The sequence below is a fragment of the Pseudomonas sp. KBS0707 genome (genome assembly GCF_005937945.2).
Classification (GTDB): Bacteria; Pseudomonadota; Gammaproteobacteria; order Pseudomonadales; family Pseudomonadaceae; genus Aquipseudomonas; species Aquipseudomonas amygdali.
Window position 1 is genome coordinate 5,610,232 of sequence record NZ_CP041754.1, and the last position, 15,623, is coordinate 5,625,854.

At 56.4% G+C, this 15,623-nt stretch carries 13 protein-coding genes and 2 pseudogenes; 8 read left to right on the top strand and 7 right to left on the bottom strand.

Annotated features, from left to right (window positions below; genetic code table 11):
• The first annotated feature begins 6 nt into the window (after window positions 1-6).
• Window positions 7-909 (top strand): Hsp33 family molecular chaperone HslO, encoded by a 903-nt coding sequence (hslO, locus tag FFH21_RS27060; protein WP_004663183.1) that lies wholly within the window; start codon window positions 7-9, stop codon window positions 907-909.
• Between the two features lie 179 nt (window positions 910-1,088).
• Window positions 1,089-2,633 carry a phosphoenolpyruvate carboxykinase gene (locus FFH21_RS27065; protein WP_011169856.1) on the top strand — a complete coding sequence of 515 codons (1,545 nt, stop codon included), beginning with the start codon at window positions 1,089-1,091 and terminating at the stop codon, window positions 2,631-2,633.
• A 145-nt stretch (window positions 2,634-2,778) separates the two neighbouring features.
• Here FFH21_RS27065 and FFH21_RS27070 read toward each other — a convergent pair whose 3' ends face one another.
• Genes FFH21_RS27070 through FFH21_RS27080 form a run of 3 tightly spaced genes read right to left on the bottom strand, consistent with a single transcriptional unit; the run spans window position 2,779 to window position 4,751 of the window.
• A complete protein-coding gene (locus tag FFH21_RS27070) occupies window positions 2,779-2,964 on the bottom strand; it encodes a T6SS amidase immunity protein Tai4 family protein (RefSeq protein ID WP_004659591.1) in 186 nt (61 codons plus the stop codon).
• A gap of 54 nt (window positions 2,965-3,018) precedes the next feature.
• Window positions 3,019-3,441, bottom strand: coding sequence for a hypothetical protein (locus tag FFH21_RS27075; RefSeq protein WP_004659590.1), 423 nt, complete (start codon window positions 3,439-3,441; stop codon window positions 3,019-3,021).
• A 5-nt stretch (window positions 3,442-3,446) separates the two neighbouring features.
• Entirely contained in the window at window positions 3,447-4,751 is a 1,305-nt protein-coding gene (locus tag FFH21_RS27080) for a DUF6402 family protein (protein ID WP_011169857.1), read from the bottom strand.
• A 541-nt stretch (window positions 4,752-5,292) separates the two neighbouring features.
• Here FFH21_RS27080 and FFH21_RS27085 point away from each other — a divergent pair.
• Window positions 5,293-5,796: a GNAT family N-acetyltransferase gene (locus FFH21_RS27085; protein ID WP_004659587.1), complete on the top strand. Its 504-nt coding sequence runs from the start codon at window positions 5,293-5,295 to the stop codon at window positions 5,794-5,796.
• A gap of 90 nt (window positions 5,797-5,886) precedes the next feature.
• On the opposite strand, the gene FFH21_RS27090 is transcribed toward FFH21_RS27085, so the two are convergent.
• The 4 genes and pseudogenes from FFH21_RS27090 to FFH21_RS27110 all read right to left on the bottom strand — a co-directional run bounded on the left by FFH21_RS27090 (window position 5,887) and on the right by FFH21_RS27110 (window position 9,495).
• A complete protein-coding gene (locus FFH21_RS27090) occupies window positions 5,887-6,594 on the bottom strand; it encodes a hypothetical protein (protein ID WP_004659586.1) in 708 nt (235 codons plus the stop codon).
• A gap of 130 nt (window positions 6,595-6,724) precedes the next feature.
• Window positions 6,725-7,175 (bottom strand): annotated as a pseudogene (locus FFH21_RS27095) (hypothetical protein).
• Between the two features lie 448 nt (window positions 7,176-7,623).
• The gene (locus FFH21_RS27100; protein WP_004663176.1) at window positions 7,624-8,337 is read right to left on the bottom strand and encodes a cupin domain-containing protein; all 714 of its coding nucleotides are present in this window, start codon (window positions 8,335-8,337) and stop codon (window positions 7,624-7,626) included.
• A 300-nt stretch (window positions 8,338-8,637) separates the two neighbouring features.
• Complete coding sequence (locus FFH21_RS27110) at window positions 8,638-9,495, bottom strand: GNAT family N-acetyltransferase (protein ID WP_004659582.1); 858 nt, start codon at window positions 9,493-9,495, stop codon at window positions 8,638-8,640.
• Window positions 9,496-10,029: 534 nt separating this feature from the next.
• Between FFH21_RS27110 and FFH21_RS27120 the strand changes: the two genes are divergently transcribed.
• From FFH21_RS27120 to FFH21_RS27140, 5 genes and pseudogenes are all read left to right on the top strand, one after another.
• Window positions 10,030-10,698, top strand: coding sequence for a haloacid dehalogenase type II (locus tag FFH21_RS27120; protein WP_004659581.1), 669 nt, complete (start codon window positions 10,030-10,032; stop codon window positions 10,696-10,698).
• A 66-nt stretch (window positions 10,699-10,764) separates the two neighbouring features.
• Window positions 10,765-12,029, top strand: a pseudogene (locus tag FFH21_RS27125) (NAD(P)/FAD-dependent oxidoreductase).
• 93 nt (window positions 12,030-12,122) lie between these two features.
• Window positions 12,123-13,760: an ABC transporter substrate-binding protein gene (locus tag FFH21_RS27130; RefSeq protein WP_011169859.1), complete on the top strand. Its 1,638-nt coding sequence runs from the start codon at window positions 12,123-12,125 to the stop codon at window positions 13,758-13,760.
• 31 nt (window positions 13,761-13,791) lie between these two features.
• Window positions 13,792-14,748 (top strand): ABC transporter permease, encoded by a 957-nt coding sequence (locus FFH21_RS27135; RefSeq protein ID WP_002555958.1) that lies wholly within the window; start codon window positions 13,792-13,794, stop codon window positions 14,746-14,748.
• Entirely contained in the window at window positions 14,745-15,623 is an 879-nt protein-coding gene (locus tag FFH21_RS27140; protein ID WP_004659576.1) for an ABC transporter permease, read from the top strand. The genes FFH21_RS27135 and FFH21_RS27140 overlap by 4 nt, the downstream gene beginning before the upstream one ends.

Consider the following 15,623-nt stretch of genomic DNA (forward strand, 5'->3'; position numbering starts at 1 on the left):
TTCCCTATGCATGATTTACCGGACACCGATTTCACCCAGCGCTTCATCTTCGACGAAAGCGACGTTCGTGGAGAGCTGGTAGCCCTTGAACGCAGTTATGCCGAAGTACTCGCCAAGCACCCGTACCCGGAGCCGGTCGCGCAGTTGCTGGGAGAACTGATGGCTGCCGCCGCTCTGCTGGTCGGCACCCTCAAGTTCGACGGACTGCTGATTTTGCAGGCGCGCTCCAGCGGCGCTGTACCGCTGCTGATGGTCGAATGCTCCAGCGAACGCGAGCTGCGCGGCATCGCCCGCTATGACGAAACGCTCATCACGCCAGACGCGGGCCTGCAGGACCTGATGCCTGACGGTTCGCTGGCATTGACTGTCGACCCGCACAAGGGCAAGCGCTATCAGGGCATTGTGGCGCTGGATGGCGTCGACCTGTCGGAAAGCCTCTCTAACTACTTCGTGATGTCCGAGCAGTTGGGCACCCGTTTCTGGCTCAAGGCTGACGGTCATCGCGCCCGCGGCCTGCTGCTGCAGCAACTGCCTGCCGCACAGATCACCGACCCGGAAGAGCGCGATGCCAGCTGGGAACATGTCATTACCCTCGCCAGCACCCTGACTGCCGAAGAAATGCTCGGCCTGGACAACCAGACCATTTTGCATCGCCTGTATCACGAAGACCCGGTGCGCCTGTTCGACGCCCAGCCAATCTGTTTTCGCTGCAGTTGCTCGCGCGAGCGCTCGGCCAACGCATTGGTCAGTCTTGGCCTGGAGGACGCGCAGCAACTGGTCATCGAGCACAACGGCAGCATCGAGATCGACTGTCAGTTCTGCAACGAGCGCTACCTGTTCGATGCCACTGACGTTGCACAGCTGTTTGCTGGCGGCGGTGTCGATTCGCCATCTGACACGCGCCATTGATCAACGCGTAAAGCCCCTCAGAATACGGTATGGGCCCTTGTAATGCTGTTCTGACAGGAGGGTCCTACCATTTCTGGGCATTTCTGGCATAATCCGGCCCACTTTTACGCTGTAGTAGTGGTTGTTTTTTTACTACAAAACCGTTTGGAGCACTCGGCTACAGGCCGACGGGGAACCTCATGACGCAAATCAACAACGCTGTGCACACCGATCTGAGCACCGACGAACTGGTCAAGGAAGCCCTTGCCCGTAACGAAGGCGTACTTTCCGACACTGGCGCACTGGTTGTGGAGACAGGCCATCGTACTGGCCGTTCGCCGGTCGATCGTTTCATTGTTGAAGAGCCGAGCACCCAGGACGCCATCGCCTGGGGCCCGATCAACCGCAAGTTTCCGGCCGAGAAATTCGACGCCTTGTGGAACCGTGTCGGTGCATACCTGGCCGAGCGCGAGCGCTTCGTTTCCCACGTTCATGTAGGCTCCGATCCTGCGCACTACCTGCCCGTCAAGATGACCACCGAAACTGCGTGGCACAACCTGTTCGGCCGTTGCCTGTTCATCAACCCTGAACAGTACAACCCGGCTGGCAAGGACGAGTGGGAAATCCAGAACGCGCCATGGTTCGTCTGCGACCCTGAGCGTGACGGCACCAACTCCGATGGCACCGTCATCATCAACTTCGCAGCCCGCAAGGTGCTGATCGCAGGCATGCGTTATGCCGGCGAAATGAAGAAAGCCATGTTCTCGGTGCAGAACTTCCTGCTCCCGGCTTCCGACGTTCTGCCGATGCACTGCGCAGCCAACATGGGCGAAGAGGGCGATGTAACCCTGTTCTTCGGCCTGTCCGGCACCGGCAAAACCACCCTGTCCGCCGACGAAAGCCGCTACCTGATCGGTGACGACGAACACGGCTGGGGCGAAGGCGTGGTGTTCAACATCGAAGGCGGTTGCTATGCCAAGTGCATCGACCTGTCCGAGAAGAACGAGCCGGTCATCTGGAAAGCCATCCAGCACGGCGCGGTACTGGAAAACGTCGTACTCGACCCGGTTACCAAAAAAGCCGATTACGCCGACAGCAGCCTGACCCAGAACAGCCGTGCGGCATACCCGCGTGAACTGATCGAAAAACGCGCACCGAAAAACCTCGGCGGCGAGCCAAACGCCGTGATCTTCCTGACCTGCGACCTGACCGGCGTCCTGCCACCGGTGTCGATCCTCAGCGAAGAACAGGCTGCCTACCACTTCCTGTCGGGTTACACCGCACTGGTCGGTTCGACCGAGATGGGTTCGGGTTCGGGCATCAAGTCCACCTTCTCCACCTGCTTCGGTGCCCCGTTCTTCCCGCGTCCGGCTGGCGAATACGCTGAACTGCTGATCAAGCGCATCCGCGGCTTCAAATCCAAGGTCTACCTGGTCAACACCGGCTGGACCGGCGGTGGCTACGGCGTCGGCAAGCGCTTCAACATCCCGACCACCCGTGGCGTGGTCGCAGCCATCCAGAGCGGCGCACTGATCGGTGCAGAAACCGAGCACCTGGACACCATCAACCTCGACGTACCGAAATCGGTACCCGGCGTCGACACCGGCCTGCTCAACCCACGCAACACCTGGGCTGACAAAGCTGCCTACGACGAAGCCGCCAAGGCCCTGGCTGGTCTGTTCGTGGAGAACTTCAAGAAGTTCGACGTGAGCGACGCCATCAAGGCTGCGGGTCCGAAGTTGTAATTAGCGTCCTCTAAAAAAACCGCCTTCATCAGGCGGTTTTTTTTGGTCCTGGAATTGAGTACTTGATGTAGAACCGTTCAGATTGCGACTCGACGATTGAATAGCGTCCGCACAACCTCCGTGTAAATATCAGCGTTGGCGTCAGTCATTTATTATCTTGCCTGTAGGTAGGGCCCGGCTTTATTACAAACTTCTTTACCAGAGCATTGAGTTCTTTACCGAAGTAGAGATCAAGGCATTTCAATAAATAAAACTTTACGCCCTTTACTTCAGAGTCAATCAGAGGGCTCGTATAGTCTCTGGCTAAATCCTTATCAATGAGCGCTTCCACTGCATCAGGGCTTCTCTAATATCCGTAATAAGCCCATTCGTATGAGGACCAAAATTATAGGGGAAGCCGTGCCCGAATCCACTCCAAGCGTGTAGGAGGCATAGTGATTGCGTGACCTTTCTGCTCCTTGTCGTCTTGATAGGTAATACTGCTTTCAGAAAACTTAAGCGGCTCATGTCCGGGCTGGCCGTCCCAAAAGATCCTATAGTATCTCCTGGCTAACAGCTCGCCTTGATCGTCGAAGATAGTCAGCCGGACCCTCTCCATGCCATCGCCATTAAAAAGACTGTTGTTGAGTCCGGCTCCGCAAATATTTATTATAAATTTCTCATTGTCGAAGTTTTTTGTGCCTCCGTTTAATTCTTTAGTGTGGTTGTAGCTCTGGCAGTCAGTATTGTCTAGCACGTTAAATGCAGTGGAGTAAATAACCAAAGCAATAAATATAAAAACAAAGAAGAAAAAAGACCAGAGGTACATTTTTCTTACATGGGCTCTGAGGGTTTGCATAATGTATCCAGCTTTATGATAATAGGCTTTTTTAGTTTATGTATTTCAGGTCTGCTGTAAATCATAAAATCGCCACCCCGACCATGCTTTTCTCTCCACTCACTATAAGAGCTATTGTACACAGGCCAGTAAACATCTTTCTCCATAAATTTTCTGACAATACCTGTTCTTTTATCTACTGGCTTGTCAATCTGCCCGCCAGGCAAATAGTCCCAATTGATTTTAGTTTCAGTTATAGGGGTACTACCCATATTAGTATGAATTTTCTTACCGTCAACAAGATCACTGACAACGGCAGCGTAGGAAAGAATCATGTCATTTTTGTTCCAGTGCCCTAGATATTGACTGTTGCCATCATTTTTGTCGTTAAAGGAATAGTTGTCTTTCAGGTAGGTATATACACTAGTAATGGTCGCCGTAGCTTCAGCGCAAAAAGTTTTTGTTCTGGCTGTATCGTCATATCTGTAAAATTTTTCCACAGCAACTTCAACCCTGCCAATAGCAGCATAGATATTAAAATTTCCTAGCGTGGCAGTGAGATCAGTTAAACTCATGCCGTCAAGAGTGTTACTTGTTGATATTGCCTGAAACTGAATTTGCCAGTCAATATGAAACTGCCTGATATCCCCTATCCAAGGAGACGTATCAAAGGAAAGATTTGCTGCCGAACTAGAATCATCGAATTTATTTTTTACATGCGTGAGGATTTTTTGTTTAGCACCTGCAATTGCTTTTTCAAAATGAATTTTTTCTTCAATTAATTCATTAAATTTTTCTGCTACGCTTCCATACTTAAAAGCCCATTTTAATGTCACTGTTGTGTCATCAATGGGTTGAACTGAATTGGGTTGGTTATTGTAGATATGCTTAGGGCTAGCGAACCACCGTTTGGCGATCTTGGCAGCTGTCGGCCAACCTATTTTGTCCATGGCCAAAGGAATATCCTGAAGATCAAACTCTGGAAGCTTTTCCTTATCTTCCGCATCGCGCTCTCGCGTATAGGGCTTTGAGGGTTTGGTTTCCACGGAGGAGGGTTTATTATTTTTAACTTCAGTAAGCGATCTCTTACCTCCCGCTTCTGTTTGTTGCGCCATACGTTGCTCTTTACTACGCTCTGTGGGCTTTAAGACTACTTGACCAGGCGCGCAACGATTATAGGAGATTTTTTGCGGAGTATTGATGGGGACAGCCCCCTCTAGGCCATCATTTTCTTTCCATACTTTGCCACGAAAAATAGACCGTTTCATCGTGTAGTAAGGTATTTTCTTTACTTCAGCCATAAACCCGTTCCTTGGTAAAACAATAAAATCCCAAATCCGCTCAGCACCTCTCGCGCAGCGGCAGAACTGCCGGAGCAACGTAATGCAGATCTGCATTGTTTAGCCTGTGTACCCAAACCGTCAATTTCGCTGCGCACCGAAGTATCGATTCTCTCTCTCCATGTGACTCGATTAACATTGTGAGCCCGCACGTCCGCGACGTTTGACCACATGATGGATGGCCTAGCCTATGCCGTTCATGCGTCGAAAAATCTGCTCATATGGCTATCGCTTCGGCCACAGCGCATTAGGCCAGTGATCAGCTCAATCGCGGCGGTCGGGAGTTGTCCACGGCCGGGGTTGGAGGGGCACGACTGAATGCCTGATTCAACGGCAACCGTCGTAACTGCGAGGTCGCCGGAGCCATGTTGTAATTAAACATCTCCGTGTCCGTCCCCACATACGGACCCCGTAAATGCTCATGGAAACGCCTCGACTTGTCGGGGCGTTTGCTTGTCTGGAATACTCATTTCCATTTGTGACGATGGCAAGGAGGTGGTTTGTGACAGCGACCGGAATTCAGGTACGTCGTTTTGTGCCGAACGATGAGCAAGGTGTGTCGGCATTGATCCTGCCCATCCAGCGTGAAGAATTCGGTATCCCCATCACCGCCGAGGATCAGCCTGATCTGAAGGCGATTCCCACGTTTTACCAGACCGGCACAGGTGATTTCTGGGTCGCGGTGCAAGGTAATCAGGTCGTCGGCAGCATCGCGCTCAAGGACATCGGCTCAGGGCAGGCAGCGCTGCGCAAGATGTTCGTTGCCGCGCCGTTTCGCGGCAAAGAGTTCTCGATTGCAGCCAAGCTGCTGGACTGCTTGATCAAGGAGTCCAGCAGCAGGGGCGTTACTGAGATGTTCCTGGGCACGACCGACAAGTTTCATGCCGCGCATCGCTTCTACGAGAAGCACGGCTTTCGGGAGATCGAGAAAAAGGACCTGCCAGCGAGCTTTCCGCTGATTGCGGTGGACAGCAAGTTTTATACGTTGGCCCTGAGCCACGACTAATGAAATGGCCGTTTTGTCGGCGAGCGGCAATTCAGCAGGACGCCGACAGCAATACCGGGCACGCGAAACCGCGTGCTCCGTCGTAGGCGCTCAAGCCTCCTGAATATCTGACTGGCTTTTCAGCGCGTTGAAAATGTCCATGGCCGAGCTGTCGTCCGATGTGATGAGCGCGGCGTAATTGGCGGGGTATTGTGCTTTTTCTATGGGTGGCAGCTGGTCATAGTGGGCGAGAAGCATGACCAGTGTTTGAGTACTTTTGCCGGTTTCGTTGTATTCGTCGGTATACCTTTGGCATATGGCCCTTTTCCATACTTGCTCTTGAGAGTAGTTTTCGGAGTACGCGGCATTTCTTTCGTTTATTGTGAAGTCGCCACCCTCGTCATAAATAATCAACCTCAGTTGATCCTGAGATAAACCCGCGAATGGGTTTTTTCCTGCCCCGTTGTTGAACGAAGTCGCTTGCATGGCTCTTTCGAGCAATGCAGGGTCGTCCGTATCCGGAATCTCTGCGTCGTGCAGTTTTCTACTGGCGTAATAGCTGTTGCCTGCAACTTTATCACTAATTTTTTTTGCCAAGGCCCCCAGGTTTTTGAAGTCAAGACTGCTGTCGCGGGCTTGGGCTCGTGCGGAACTACTACTTAATTGACTGGACAATGTCGAGAAGGTGGCACCGTCAATAGCAGATGCAGAATCAAGCTCTTTCAGGCTGGAGTTCAAAGTCGTGGCGGAGGTGCTTTTCCCGACAGTCGATAGTGCAGTTTTATTGGTGAGGTGTGTGAGGGATATCGTATCAATCATGCTGCGTCCTCGCGGCAGGGGCCAATCCATGGCTTTATATTCACTCTTTGTATCGGCCCAGCCAGACACCGCTTTAGTTTTCCGCTGAAAAGCGTGCGTATCAAAATGCGACACGCACGCTCCGGGGGGCTTATTTCATGGTGAATTCAGCAGCCCACGCGTAGGTGGACAGATTGGTGGCGCGAGACGTCGCCGCGCAGACAGCGCCGCCTTCAGAATTTGCAGTCCGGTTCCATTTCGGCACCTTGGCCCCGCCTGCACCGGGAAGCTTTATAAAGGTGGTCGAGAATACGCAAACCTTGGACCCCATGACGTAGCGAACACTGGCGTAGCTGGTATCCGGCGAGAGAGTGCTTTGCATCGAGTAAGTATCTGAACCTCCCGGGGGGGACTGCAGAGTTAATCGGTGATTTAGCATTCAGCCGGGCAGATATCTCATTACGCGTAACGGGTTTATACTCCGCCACCTCGGAGCCCAGGTTTTTAAATGTAACAGTAACTGCTGGTCCCGCTTGCGCCGTAACGCTGGTGCACAGTGTTGCAAAAGCAAGGGAAGCCAATAAGGTCTTGTTGGTTTTCATAGGGAATAATCCTTGAGTTAAATGAGTAATTTCATATTGATTTTGAATAAGGTAAACGCGAGACGAAACGGGGCAGCGGTCGTTCGTGCCCATACGGATCGTTCAGCTTATAGAGTCTCGCGGAGGGTTAGTAAGTGTGCGCACAGTGAATGCGTCGGTCAGATAAAGTATCTCCAGTCAACATGAGAGATAAAGGTTAAGCAATGCATAAAGCGCATGACTGCCTTGATGGGCCCGTCAGGAGCAAATTTCAACTTGCTGAAATTAGTTATTTTTTCTTAACACAAGCGACACGGAAGGCAAGTAGGAAACTTCTGATTCTTCGTGCATTGGCGAAAGAAATTTTTTATTCTTGTCTTTTAGCGCTGCATTGGATTAACTGCGCTGGCGAGAGCTAAACATGTAAGTATATTGCGCCCTGCAAGACTGAAGGGCGCAATAACTTTCTTCACGTCACAGCATAAAACTTGCGCACATACCCCGTGCTGGTCCATTTGCAGGGCGCGCCCTGGGCGACGAATACGGTGTCGCCAGTGTTCACGGTCAGGCTCGGACCGTTTTCCAGGCTCAACACTACGCTGCCTTCGATCAGGCTCATCAGCTCATGGATTTTGTGCGGGCGCGAGATGCGCTCGTAGGGTGTGGAGTCCCAGACGCCGATGCGCAAAGTGCTTGCGGTGTCTTCAAACAGGTTGTTGCTGCGGCACTGCGGCAGCGCGCTGATCATGATCGCCGGGGCTGGCGGTGAGGACGGTGTGAGCATGGCGAGGCGGTCCAGGGCGGTGACACCGGGTTTGTCGGGGCCGCTGGCCTGAGTGGATGCGCAGAACGCCCAGAGGCTGTCCGGTTGCGCTTCTATACGTACTTGCGTGCCACGACCGATCACGGCACTTTCGCCGGTGCTGATGGTGATGCTGCCGGTGCCAGAGGTCAGCGTGACGCTACCGCGATGCATCACCAGCATTTCGGTGTAGGGGTAGGCCTCTATCGAGAGCGCCGTACCCAATTCAACGATGCCAGCCGCAATACCCTGTTCATCGACAAATGCTGTGCGGCGGCCACTGTCGAACGGGTCATGCGCATCAATGGGGCCGGTGGTGAATTCGGTATCTACCGGGCTGAGGTCAGCGCGGGCCAATAGCAGGACTGTGGGGTGGGGCATTGGGTTGGGCTCCTGGATGAGAATTTATGATTCATCGATGATCGTTCCAACGCGGTGCGCTTGGCGTTATACCCAACTCTTGTGGGAGCGGACCGGGCGACGCTTCGCTCGTTCGCGAAAGGGCCGGTACATTCTTCGAAAATATATCGCCTGAATTACCGTCTTCGCGAACAAGTTCGCTCCCACTGTAGGTTTCTGCCCAGCCTGCCACTGCGGTTTCAGCCCCGCTTTTAGAGCTCATCCGCACTTTTGTGTAACGCTGAGCGCAGAGCATTGGCACGATGATGTTTTTCCGGGCGATCAGCCGATCGCCTGGGTAATCAGCGCAAACTGGCGCACGCCCTGGCTGGCTTGCGGAACTGCGCCCATGCTCATGCAGGTCACGCTATCGACACGCTTGAGGCCGGCTTCGTCCAGCCAGTCGGCCAGGCCGCAGTCGGTCGGGATGTCGATGCGTACAAAGGCGCAAGGCACTTTGGCCAGCAGTTGCTCGATCATGTGCCTGGCCTGTTCCACCGTCTGGGCGACGACAGGGCCGATGCACAGGCCACGGCCGAACGGGCGCAACAGGGCAAAAGCCTGCAACTGGCCATCGCGTTCGATGCCGACTGCGTGCTCAAGGTTATTCAGCACATCGCCCAGCGTTACCGAACGGTCCATACCCGAACCGGCATTGGCCAGTTCCAGCACGCGAGCATGGTCAGCCTCGCTCAGCGCACGACTGCTTTCCTGTGCTTTCAATGCGGTTGTGTCAGGCAGTTGTGCCTGCCCCTGACGCTGTTGAACCTCACCAAAACTGACGAAGCCCATTTTTTCGTACAGCGGGGCGCCGGCAAGTGTTGCATTGAGGATGGCGGTGCGTGGCGGCACGCAGCCGACAGCAAGCTCCATCAATTTGCGGCCAATGCCCTTGCCTTGATAGTCGTCGCTGACAATCACCAGACCGATAGTGGAAAACTCGCCCTGATGGCAGGCGAAGGCACTGCCGATCAAGCGACCGTTGTGTACTGCAACAAAGCCTTGGGCGACTCGTTGCAGCATGGCCCAGTCTTCCAGTCGATGCGGCCACTTCAGGGCAATGGATAACTCATGAGCGTTACCGACATCGGCTGCGGTCATGGGGCGAAATTCAAAATCGAGGCGTTGCTGAGCGAGCATGACGTGTCTCCGTCCAGAAGGATGCACAGGCAATAAAAGGATGCGTCAGGCATGTTGTATCCCACCTGCTGCGGACGGTGACAAGAGGGCTGCACGCATTCGGCAGATTCCACGAAGTGCCGTTCGCCAGACCACAGTTACTGCTTAAATCGGCGCGGCCTCCGGCAGCAAATGCTTAGGGTTTTCACCCCGTGTTCAAGCCTTTTATATAGGGCTCGGAGTTTGTCGCCCGCCAAGCGCTGGCGCGGCGCAGTTTCTGCGGCGCAAACCCGCGGGTTTGAGCCCGAGCGCCCTGAAAAGGGTCATAAAAGCGCCGAAAACCGGGCTCTGCCCAAGGCTGGAGCGCCCCGCAAAGTCTGCTGAGCGCGCACCTCAAAACGGTGGTTTCTATCAAGCAGCCATCACTTTTAACGCCATCTGCTGATTTCACGGTGTTGTAATGAGGTTGTGCTGCAGCGTGCATCACCGCCCCTGAACATCAGGCCGGATTGCTCGTCATGCCATGACCTCAACGAACTTTCAGGACCGCACACAATGAGCTTTCTTCGACCAAAATTCATTACGTTCGACTGCTACGGCACCTTGACCAATTTCCACATGGGCACCATGACGCGCGAGCTGTTTGCCGACCGCGTTGCGGCTGAACAGATGGATCAGTTCGTCAAGGATTTTTCGGCGTATCGTCTGGATCAGGTCATGGGTGACTGGATGCCGTACGACGAAATCCTCAAGGTCGCACTGGCTCGCACCTGCAAGCGCTGGAACGTTGAATACCGCGAAGAAGGCCAACTGTATTACGACGCCGTGCCGACCTGGGGCCCGCACGCCGATGTGCCCGCCGGCCTGTCGAAAATCGCCGACAAGATCCCGCTGGTGATTTTCTCCAACGCCAGCGACAGCCAGATCATGTCCAACGTCGAAAAGCTCGGCGCGCCGTTCCACAAGGTGTTCACCGCTGAACAGGCCAAGGCCTACAAACCGCGTCTGGCTGCTTTCGAGTTCATGCTCGACAACCTGGGTTGCGGCCCGGAAGACATCTTGCATGTGTCCTCGAGCTTCCGTTACGACCTGTTCTCGGCGCATGACATGAAGATCAGGAACAAGGTATTCGTGGCGCGTGGTCATGAGCAGCCAGCCAACAGCAGCTTCGAATACCACCAGATTCCCGATATCGGCGGACTGGCCGGGCTGGTCGGCTTGTAAGCCAGGCCCGGCGCCTGACACCGGCATTTTTCAAGGTGCTCTTCGATGAGTGACAAGGGGAACGAGATGCGCAGTGAGTCTTACTGGCTCGATACGGCTCCAGGCTTTACCGGCGCGCAGGACGGCGCAGTGGAGGGGCAGGCTGACGTGGTAGTGGTCGGTGGCGGTTTCACCGGCCTTGCGGCGGCGCGTGCATTGGCCTTGAAAGGTGCCAGCGTGGTGGTTCTGGAAGCAGGCCGGGTGATCGGGGCCGCAACGGCGGACAGTGCAATACCGGCGTGGCTCAGGACTACGCGTCGCTGAGCGCAACCCTGGGTGCCGATCAGGCACGCGAGTATTACAAGGCTTACGAAAGCGCGGTGCAGAGCGTCGTGACCGTGATCGAGCAGGAAAACATCGCCTGCGACATCAAGCGTAACGGCAAGCTCAAGCTGGCGGCCAAGCCAGGGCATTACGAAGGACTGGCGCGCACCTGCGAGCTGATCCGCCGTGAAGTCGATGCTGACGTCGAGCTGCTGTCCGCCCAGGACGTGCGCGCCGAAATCGATTCGAACGAGTTTCACGGCGGCCTGCTGCAGCGCAACGGCATACAGATGCATGTCGGACGTTTCGGTCTGGGTCTCGCCGACGCGGCGGTGCGTCATGGCGCAAGGGTCTATCAGAACGCAACGGTAAAGGACTGGAAGGCCAACCGTGGCGGCTTTGTGGTCAACACCTCGAAGGGCTCGATCCAGGCCGGCCAGCTGCTGCTGGCGACCGGTGCCTGCCAGCATGGCGGACTGGGCTGGTATCGCCGGCGCATCGTGCCGGTCGGCAGTTTCGTCATCGTCACTGAAGTGTTGCCGCAAGCGCTGATCGACCAACTGTTCCCCCACCAGCGCGCTTACGTGACCAGCCGTTTGATCGGCAACTATTTCCGCCTCACGCCGGACAACCGCCTGCTGTTCGGCGGGCGGGCGCGCTTCGCCATGTCCAACAGCAGCTCCGACGCCAAGAGCGGCAAGGTACTGCAGGCGGCCATGGTGCAGATGTTTCCGCAACTGGCACACGTCAAGGTCGACTACTGCTGGGGCGGACTGGTGGACATGACCTCGGACCGTCTGCCGCGTGCAGGCGAACACAACGGGGTCTTCTACTCGATGGGTTACAGCGGCCACGGTGTACAGATGTCAGTGCACATGGGGCGGATGATGGCCGACGTCATGGAAGGCAAGGCACAGGCCAATCCGTGGAAGGACCTGAGCTGGCCAGCCATTCCCGGCCACTTCGGCAAGCCATGGTTTCTGCCGCTGGTAGGCGCGTATTACCGCTACCAGGACAGCCGCCACTGAGTGTTTGTTTAACCGTCGTCGTGTGTGTTTGAAGGACGCTCCGGCCAACCGTGAGCAATTCGGAATTTCCCCTTTTCGACAGGTAGAACTGATATGGCTGATAACAAAACCGACTCCGCGTTGATCACAGGCCAAGACAGCCTGCGGGTTTTCAAAGGTCTCAATCGTGGCCTGTCGCGGCGCGATGCGTTGCGCATGCTGGGTGTTGCAGGTGTGGTTGCGGCGGGCTCCACCAGCCTGTTCGGCGCGGCCGGCAAGGTCTTTGCCGACGACGCGGATGCCCCTGTCAAAGGCAAGCCGGGCGGCCGCATTCGCGTTGCCGGCATGTCCAGTTCTACCGCCGACACGCTGGATCCGGCCAAAGGCGCGCTGTCTACCGACTACGTGCGTCATTTCATGTTCTACAACGGCCTGACCCGTTTCGACAGTCATCTGGTGCCGCACATGGAGCTGGCCGAGAAGATCGAAAGCGACAACGCGATCGTCTGGACCGTTACCCTGCGCCAAGGCGTGACCTTCCACAACGGCAAGGCGCTGACCGCTGGCGACGTGGTGTTCTCCCTGTCGCGCCACAAGGACCCGGCCACTGGCTCGAAAGTCCTGCCACTGATGGCACAGTTTTCCGAGATCAAGGCCACCGGCCCGCTGGAAGTGCAGATCACCCTCAGTTCGCCCAATGCCGAGCTGCCGTCGATCCTCGCCGTTTCACACCTGCTGATCGTGCCCGAAGGCACCACCGACTTCAGCAAAGGCATCGGCACCGGGCCGTTCACCGTCAAGGAATTCAACCCTGGCGTGCGCTCGGTCAGTGCACGCAACCCCAACTACTGGAAGCCGGGCCTGCCGTACCTGGACGAGATCGAATTCATCGCCATCAGCGACGAGCCATCGCGGGTCAACGCGCTGCTTTCCGGCGACGTACACATGATCAACGAGGTCAATCCGCGCTCCACCACACGCATTGCCGCCAGCGCCAAACACCGCGTGGTCGATGCACCGTCCGGCAACTACACCGACCTGATCATTCGTCAGGACCAGATGCCCGGCAAGAGCCCGGAATTCACCGAGGCTATGAAGTACCTGCTGGACCGTGAACAGGTCAAATCGGCGGTGTTCCGTGGCTACGCGTGCGTGGGTAATGACCATCCGATCTCGCCGGGATCGCGCTATTTCAACGCCGACCTGCCACAGCGCGCCTACGACCCGGAAAAAGCCAAATTCCTGCTCAAGAAAGCCGGCATGGAAAAGATCACCATGGCCGTCGCGGCATCGCCTGCCGCCACGGGTTCGGTGGACATCGCCGTGCTGCTGCAACAGTCCGCCAAACAGGCCGGGCTGACCCTCAACGTCAACCGTTTGCCAAGCGACGGCTACTGGTCCAACCACTGGATGAAGCACCCGCTGAGCTTCGGCAACATCAACCCGCGACCGAACGCCGACGTGATCTTCTCGCAGTTCTTCCAGTCCTCGGCACCGTGGAACGAATCCGGCTGGAAAAACGATCAGTTCGACCAGTTGCTGCTGCTGGCCCGCGGGGAAACCGACGACGCCAAGCGCGCCAAAATGTACGGCGACATGCAGACCCTGGTAAGCCAGAACTGCGGCATCGGCATCCCCGTGTTCATCAGCAACATCGACGGCGTGGACAAGCGCGTTCAGGGCTATTCCAGCAACCCGCTGGGCGGCTTCATGGGCTACATGTTCAGCGAGCAGGTTTGGCTGGACGCGTAAATGCAACGCTGAACCGAGCAGGAGGATGCAGATGAATAGCAACACACTCTGGTTGATCGTGCAGCGCTTCGGCGCGGCGATCGTGACGTTGTTGATCGTTTCCATCGTGGTCTTCGCCATTACGGCGGTGTTGCCTGGAGACGCGGCACAACAGGCCCTTGGACAATTCGCGACGCCTGAACAGGTCGCCGCATTGCGTACAAAGCTGGGCCTGGATCAGCCAGGTGTGGTGCGTTACCTGCATTGGTTGACCAACCTGCTCGGCGGCAACTTCGGTGAGTCGGTGTCCAACGCGATGCCGGTGTCCGAGCTGATTGCCGGGCGCTTTCCGAAAACCCTGATGCTGTCGGCAACCACCGCGCTGGTCTCGGTACCGCTAGCGCTGGCACTGGGCATTGGCGCAGCGATGTACCGCGGCAGCCGCCTTGATGGTGCGCTGAGTTTCATCACGCTGACCCTGGTGGCGGTGCCCGAATTTCTGGTGGCAACCCTGGCGGTGCTGATTTTCGCCGTTAACCTGGGCTGGCTATCGGCGTTGTCGTATGGCGGTGACGTCAGCTCGCCGTGGCAATTCATGCGCACTTACGCGTTGCCGGTGATGACGCTGTGCTGCGTGATCGTGGCGCAAATGGCGCGTATGACCCGCGCTGCGGTCATCGACCAACTGGACAGCCCGTATGTGGAAATGGCCCGCCTCAAGGGCGTCAGCCCGGTGCGTATCGTGCTGCGCCACGCCTTGCCCAACGCTATCGGGCCGATCGTCAACGCGGTGGCGCTGAGCCTTTCCTACCTGCTGGGTGGGGTGGTTATCGTTGAAACCATCTTCAACTATCCCGGCATCGCCAGCCTGATGGTCGATGCTGTAACCAACCGTGACATGGCGTTGGTTCAAGGCTGCACCATGCTGTTCTGCTCCGCTTACCTGGGTCTGGTGCTGATGGCCGACCTGTGTGCAATTCTTTCCAATCCGAGGCTGAGAACCCAATGACTCAATTCATTGCGAAATCGACGCCTGAAGCGCCGGCACCGGTGCTGCGCAAAAAAGCGTCCCGCCCCACCTCATGGCTTGGCCTGCTGGGCGCAACGGTGTGCTTCATCTGGCTGATGGTCGCGCTGTTCGGTCCTTGGCTCGCGCCGCATGCTGTCGGCGAAGTGGTTTCCGACAACATGTTTGAAAACATGAGCGCGCTTTATCCGTTCGGCACTGATTACCTGGGCCGCGACATGCTCAGCCGGGTGCTGGTCGGCGCGCGCTTCACGGTGGGCCTGGCGCTGATTTCGGCGGTGCTGGCCAGCGGCATCGGCACGCTTTGCGCGCTGTTGTCGGTGGTCGCGCCAAAATGGCTGGACGAAATCATCAGCCGCCTGATGGACGCGTTCATCTCGATCCCCAGCAAAATGCTGGCGCTGATCATGGTCTCGGCGTTCGGCTCGTCCGAGGTGCTGCTGATCTGTACGGCGGTATTGAGCTACACGCCGGGAGCGTTTCGTATCGCGCGCAGCCTGGCGGTGAATATCGAAGCGCTGGAATACGTGCAAGTGGCGCGCACACGCGGCGAGGGTCGTATCTACATTGCCTGCCGTGAAATTCTGCCGAACATGCTCAACCCGGTCATGACCGACCTGGGGCTACGTTTTGGCTTCATCGTGTTACTGCTCAGCGGCATGAGCTTTCTGGGGCTTGGTGTGCAGCCGCCCGATGCCGACCTTGGTTCGCTGGTACGCGAGAACATCGGCGGACTGAGTCAGGGCGCGCCGGCCATCGTGATACCTGCGCTGGCCATCGGCACGCTGACCATCGGTGTCAACCTGTTCATCGACCGGCTCGCCTCACGGCGCGGTCGCCGCTCGGGAGGGCATTGA